The sequence below is a fragment of the Prevotella sp. P5-92 genome (assembly GCF_002251245.1).
Taxonomy (GTDB): Bacteria; Bacteroidota; Bacteroidia; order Bacteroidales; family Bacteroidaceae; genus Prevotella.
This window is the reverse complement of record NZ_NPJG01000045.1, coordinates 40,891-47,656: the sequence shown is the minus strand read 5'-3', so window position 1 is coordinate 47,656 and position 6,766 is coordinate 40,891. Positions and strand designations below refer to the sequence as shown.

Genomic DNA, 6,766 nt, shown 5'->3' with positions numbered 1-6,766 from the left:
TACCCAGTCGGTTGTGATGCTCGAAAACGACGGCATACTGCCCTTGAAGGGCAGAAAGAAGGTCTTCGTCACTGGCCCTAATGCCAACTCGATGTGGGCTATGTGTGGCGACTACAGCTTCCCCGCGATGTCATACTTCTGGAAAGGCATCACCGACGACCTCGACCATCCACACATAGTGAGACTGCTCGAGGCCATGCGACAGAGGATGCCGCAGGGAATGACGGTGGAATACTCGCGAGGATGCGACTGGACGGAGGAGATTGAGACGAAATATGCCGAGAACGGCGACCAGAGGGCATGGGAATACAAGCTGCTGCACCGCAAGGTGGATTCGGGCGAGAAAGCCGACCGCGAGGAGGCGCTGAGGATGGCTAAGGAGGCTGACGTGATAGTGGCTGCCATGGGCGAGAACGTGATGCTCTGCGGCGAAAACCGCGACCGCAAGGGTCTGAGCCTGCCTGGCAGTCAGGAGCGATATGTGGAGGAGCTCATCTCCACTGGCAAGCCCGTGGTGCTGGTGATGTTTGGCGGAAGGGCACAGGTGATTTCGGCCATCGCCGACCGCTGCGCAGCCATTCTGCAGGCTTGGTATCCGGGCGAGGAGGGCGGCAACGCCGTGGCTGACATCCTCTACGGCAAGGTGTCGCCGTCGGCAAAGCTGTCGGTGAGCTATCCTAACGTGGAACTGTATGAGCCTATCTGCTACAGTGCCTCGACCATGAAGGACAACCGCGTGGCATGGCCTTTCGGCTACGGACTGAGCTACACAAAGTTTGAATACGGCAACCTGAGGATGGCCAATGAGGTGGCTATCGCCGACGAGGCTTTCACGCTGACCTTTGACGTGAAGAACACGGGCAACATGGACGCTGACGAGATAGCGCAGATCTACCTCTCGCCGGCGAACCTCGGACAGAACCTTAGACCGATGGCGCTGCAGGGCTTCGCCCGCGTGTCGCTGAAGGCGGGGGAGAAGAAGACCGTGAAGGTGACGATGCATACCGAACAGATGGGATTTTTCTCTCACGACGGCGAAAGACAGTGGAACATCGTGCCGGGACGCTTTGTAGTGAAGGTGGCTGCCTCGTCGCAGGACATACGTCTCTCGCACACCATAGTGCTGAAGGGCGAGAAGGTGGTGAAACCCATCAGGGAGCATTACTTCTCAACATCGGAAGTGACGGGAGAGTGATGATACTCCTCGAAAGCAATGTCCTGTTCACGCAGATATGTCAACACTGTCTCCTCCCTTAGATTATCGTTTCTTTCCATTTTCGTTTTAATGTTTAAATGTTGAGATATCCGCAGACAAATCGGGCCATCGGTCTGCCGTAGGGTCTTTACTTTATGTAAGACCCTACGGAGATTAGCGGCGGTTGCGACCATAGACAGTATCAACTCGTCAACTTGTCAACTGAACATTCAACTCGTTTTCCTCGCAAAATCATCTTTTTTTTTCGAGAATCGCCCTGCGCGATATATCAAAACGTGCGTTGCAACATTTATTAACAATAGAAAACTGTCCACTACCCTATTTTGAAACAAAATCAAATGTTTTTTGACTGTTTTTCTTCCTTTATTATAAATAAAAGTATTATCTTTGCACTCGAAACAACAAAATAATGAATACAGAATGAAAAGAAACCTACTACATCTACTATTATTCATGCTGTCGATAACCACAGCATCGGCACAGTCGTGGACAGCCGACAACGGCAACGGAACATATACTAACCCGCTGTTCTACGACGAATTTTCCGACCCAGACATCATTCGCGTCGGCGACGACTACTATCTTGCCGGCACCACTATGCACTGTCTGCCCGGAGTGGTGATACTACACTCGAAAGACCTCGTCAACTGGCGCTTCTGCAGTTATGCGATGGACGACTTCTTCGGTCTCGGCGACGAGTTCCGCCTGGAGAATGGCAAAGAGGCTTACGGACAGGGCATCTGGGCTCCGTGCATACGCTATCACAACGGCAAGTTCTACGTGTTCAGCAACATCAACGGACACGGCATGCAGGTATTTATAGCCGACAAGGCCGAAGGACCGTGGACACATATCAACATGAAAGGCGACATCTACGACCTCTCGGTGCTCTTCGACGACGACGGGAAGGTGTATGCCATACATAAATACGGCGAGGTACACTGCACGGAGATAAAGCCCGACTTCAGCGGCTTTGTGGAAGGCAGCGACCGCGTCATCATTCCTCACGGCAACGCCATGGGCGAAGGTCATCACGCATACAAGATAAACGGAAAGTATTACATCATATCTACCGACTACTCGCCCATGGGACGACAGCAGTGTGCCGTGGCCGACAATATCTACGGGCCCTACGAGACGCGCACCATAACGATGATGGAGACACTCGGCACTCCCGTCAGCAAGTCGGTACGCAACGTGGGACTCGGCTCGAAAGTGCCCGAAGCGGGATTTAAGTTCGACATCTCAATGGGCGGCGGCAACTATATGGGCTGCGCCACCATCCACCAGGGCGGCATCGTACAGACTCAGGGAGGCGACTGGTGGGCGGTGTCGATGGTCGATTTTTTGTCGGTGGGCCGCACCGTATGCCTCGTGCCTGTGACATGGAAAGACGGATACCCATATTTCGGACTTCCAGGCAACCTCGGACGCGCACCACGCACATGGTTTAAGCCGAACATCGATAGTCATTCCACTGCATCAAACACCAACCTCTCCATTAGGCATCAGAAGGCCTTCGCTCCTTACGACCGCTGCGACGACTTCAGCGGGAAGGCATTGAAGCCGATATGGCAGTGGAACCACGAACCGATGAAGGGCAAATGGGCACTCAAGGGCGGACGCCTCATCATCTCTGCCATGCCGGCAAAAGACTTCCTCTGGGCACGTAACACCCTCACTCAGCGTGGCATAGGTCCGGTATCGACCACCACCGTCAGCCTCGACGTATCACGACTGAAAGACGGCGACGTGGCTGGCCTCGGACTGCTCAACATGCCTTTCGCATGGATTGCCGTGGTGAACGACGGGGGAAAATGCGAGATGAGATGGTATGACCAAAACGGCGACAAGTCCGTCGCGGCTCCCCTTGCCACAAAGAAAGTATATCTGCGCATGGAGGGCGACTTCGACAATGGCGTCGCCACCTTATCTTATAGTACAGACAACACGACATACGTGAAGATGGGGGGCGAGATACTCATGCCCTATCAGCTGAAGACGTTCCAAGGCACACGACTGGCACTCTTCGCCTACAACAGCAAAGGCAAGACGGGCGGAGTGGCGGCTTTCGACGACTACCACGTAGATGAGCCAATGGCCGACCGTAAGGCTAACCTGCCGATAGGCAAGGTGATACGCCTACGCAACCTCGCGGATGACAGCTATGCCTTCGCTCACAAACAGGGCATGCTGCACATGTGCGGCAAGGGCTCTGCCGACTATGACAGCAAGGCCAGCCAGTTCCGCATTCATGACCGTGGCAACGGCAAGGTGGTGCTGGAGGCAATGAACGGCGCTGGCTATCTCACCGTGGTGGGCGAAGGACTGTCGGCCGACGTGCGTTTCCTCCCCCAAGAGAGCGAGGGCAGCCTCGTGATGTGGCAAGACATGCTCCGCGGCGACTGTATGCTCCTCTCGCTCCACACTCAGCGCATGATTGGCCTCTATCCTGGCACGGGCGCGCCCTATGGCGCTGACATCCGCGGCGCTGACCCTAACCGCAAGAACGGTCCCGTATTCCACTGGGAAGAGGTGAGATAAACAGAAAAAATAATGAACTAAATAAAAAAAGAATCAAAGTATTATGAAAAAAATCTTTCTTTCACTATTATGCTTGGTGATGGCACTTGGCTCCAATGCCAAGGATCATGAGGGCATCGTGACTGAAAACATCACTCCAGACGGGTTTGCCCTGATCGTGAAATCGAAGCCACTGCCCATAGTCGTTGCCGACAACGACAAGAAGGGCGTGCTCATCGCCGCACGTAACCTACAGAACGACTTCGAACGCGTGTGTGGCAAAAAAGCTGAACTGCTCGCCGCACCTAACGAGGCTTCACGACGATGCATCATAGCAGGAAGCATCGAAAGCCCTTACATCAAACAGATGATTAAGGCTAAGAAAATCAACGAGAAAGAGCTGAAAGGAAAGGTGGAGAAATATCTGATGACCGTGATCAGCAATCCGATACCGGGCATCGACGAGGCTCTCGTCATAGCAGGAAGCGACATGCGAGGCACCATATACGGCATCTACGAACTGTCTGAGCAGATCGGCGTGTCGCCATGGTACGACTGGATGGACGTGCCTGCAGTGAAGCACGAGAACCTCGCCATAGCAAAAGGCACATACACCGCCGGCGAACCGGCAGTGCGCTACCGCGGCCTCTTCCTCAACGACGAGGCACCATGTCTCACCACATGGGTGAAAAACACCTTCGGCACCAACTACGGCGGACATGAGTTCTACGCCCGCGTGTTTGAACTCATACTGCGACTCAGGGGCAACTACCTCTGGCCTGCCATGTGGATGTGGACCTTCTACGGCGACGATCCACTCAACTCGCCCACCGCAAACGACATGGGCGTGATAATGGGAACATCACACCACGAACCCATGGCTCGCAACCACCAGGAATGGGCTCGCCACCGCAAGGAATACGGCGAATGGAACTACGTGACCAACCAGAAGGTGATAGACGACTTCTTCCGCGAGGGCATACGCCGCTCGAAAGATAACGAGGACATCGTCACCATCGGTATGCGTGGCGACGGCGACACCGCCATGGGCGCAAAGGAAGGACACGACGACGAGTTTGTGCCCGACGACGCCGCTACCATCAAGCTGTTGGAGAAAATCATCAAAAACCAGCGCGACATCATCGCAAAAGAGACTGGACGCCCTGCCAAGGAGCGCACACAGCTCTGGGCGCTATATAAAGAGGTACAGAGATATTACGACAAGGGACTCAAGGTGCCCGACGACGTGATCATCCTCTTCAGCGACGACAACTGGGGCGACATTCGACGTCTGCCCACCGCCGAGGAGCGTAAGCACAAGGGCGGCTTCGGCATGTACTACCACGTGGACTACGTGGGTGCGCCACGCAACAGCAAGTGGCTGAACGTCACTCCTATACAGCATATCTGGGACCAGCTGACGCTGACTTATCAGTATGGCGTTGACAAGCTTTGGGTGCTGAACGTGGGCGACCTCAAGCCAATGGAATATCCCATCACCTTCTTCATGGACTTCGCATGGAACCCTAAACGCTACAACGCCTCCAACCTGCTCGACCACCCAAAGAAATTCTGCGCACAGCAGTTTGGCGAGTCGCAGGCCGACGAGGCTGCACGCATCCTCAACCTCTACAGCCAGTATGCTGGCCGCGTGACGGCTGAGATGCTCGACGCTTCTACATACAACATCGAGACAGGCGAGTGGCGACAGGTATGCGACGAGTTTGCACGTCTTGAGGGCGACGCTCTCAGACAGTTCATCACACTCCCGAAAGAGATGCACGACGCTTACCGCCAGCTGCTGCTCTTCCCCATCCAGGCTCTCGGCAACGTCTATGAGATGTACTACGCACAGGCCATGAACCACAAGCTCTATGCCGAGGGCAACCCCGAAGCTAACGTATGGGCCGACCGCGTGGAGCAGTGTTTCAAGCGCGACTCGCTGCTTTGCCGTAGCTACAACAAGGATATCGCCGGCGGCAAATGGGACGGCATGATGATACAGAAACACATCGGCTACGTGACATGGAACGACAACTTCCCAAAGGACATCTGCCCGAAGGTGAAGCGTTTCGACAATGCAGACGAGATGAAGGGCGGATATACCTTCGTGCCCTCTGACGGCTACGTGGCCATGGACGCACAGCACTACTACAGCCTGACAAACCCAGCCGAGGCACAGTGGACCGAGATTCCTTACATGGGACGCACACGCGGCGGCATCTCGCTACAGCCTTATTCTGCCGACGTAGCTGGTGGCAGCATTGCCTACCGATTCGAGGTGCCTGAGGGCGTTGACGAGGTTGACGTACACGTCATCACCGCCTCTACCCTGGCGTTCCAGCGCAGGGAAGGACACCGCTATACCGTAAGCTTCGAGGGTGAGGAGCCGGTGGAGGTGAACTTCAACGGTGAACTCAACGAGGATCCCGAGAACGTCTATCGCATCATGTATCCTACCGTAGCACGACGCCTCATCGACAAGAACGTGAAACTGAAGACAAAGGCTGGCGTAAAGACGATCGTCATCAGTCCGCTCGACCCAGGCGTGGTACTGCAGAAGATTGTCGTTGACATGGGCGGCTACAAAGAGTCGTACCTCTTCGGCAAGGAGTCGGAATGTAGGAAGAAATAAGGATTTAAGTAGGTTAATGACGCATGTTCGATTTTGGGAAAATCTATGACGTTAAGGAAATTATAGAAGATGTTTCCTTGAGCGAAGCGAAAAAAAGTATTTTACAATAAACAAATCCCTAATATTTATAATCACAGGTCTGCTGCTCGCGAATGTCGCGCGGGCAACAGACCGTTTTTTGTGTCAACATCTAATCCACACACTTTTACGGGCGACCCGAAAAACATTTCATTTCACCTGAGAAAACAATACCGCCATATCCCGCCGACGGGTTATTATGTTAAGGGGTTTTTGGGTTATGTGGTTTTCAGTTGCCAACTGAACAGGGTAATCAGTTGTCAACTGAACAGGGTAATCAGTTGTCAACTGAACAGGGCAATCAGTTATCAACT

The 6,766-nt window shown here is 53.9% G+C and carries 3 protein-coding genes; all 3 read left to right on the top strand.

Annotation, left to right across the window (positions count from 1 at the left end):
* Window positions 1–1,195 (top strand): glycoside hydrolase family 3 C-terminal domain-containing protein (locus CIK99_RS05625; protein ID WP_173805316.1); only part of this gene is annotated, 1,195 nt, incomplete at its 5' end.
* Window positions 1,196–1,636: 441 nt separating this feature from the next.
* The gene (locus tag CIK99_RS05620) at window positions 1,637–3,760 is read left to right on the top strand and encodes a glycoside hydrolase 43 family protein (RefSeq protein ID WP_094380585.1); all 2,124 of its coding nucleotides are present in this window, start codon (window positions 1,637–1,639) and stop codon (window positions 3,758–3,760) included.
* A 43-nt stretch (window positions 3,761–3,803) separates the two neighbouring features.
* Window positions 3,804–6,374: a glycosyl hydrolase 115 family protein gene (locus CIK99_RS05615; protein ID WP_094380584.1), complete on the top strand. Its 2,571-nt coding sequence runs from the start codon at window positions 3,804–3,806 to the stop codon at window positions 6,372–6,374.
* Window positions 6,375–6,766 lie beyond the last annotated feature (392 nt).

Coding starts and splice junctions, on each gene's coding strand:
- CIK99_RS05620 (WP_094380585.1), top strand. CDS start 1,637: ATGAAAAGAAACCTACTACATCTACTATTATTCATGCTGTCGATAACC.
- CIK99_RS05615 (WP_094380584.1), top strand. CDS start 3,804: ATGAAAAAAATCTTTCTTTCACTATTATGCTTGGTGATGGCACTTGGC.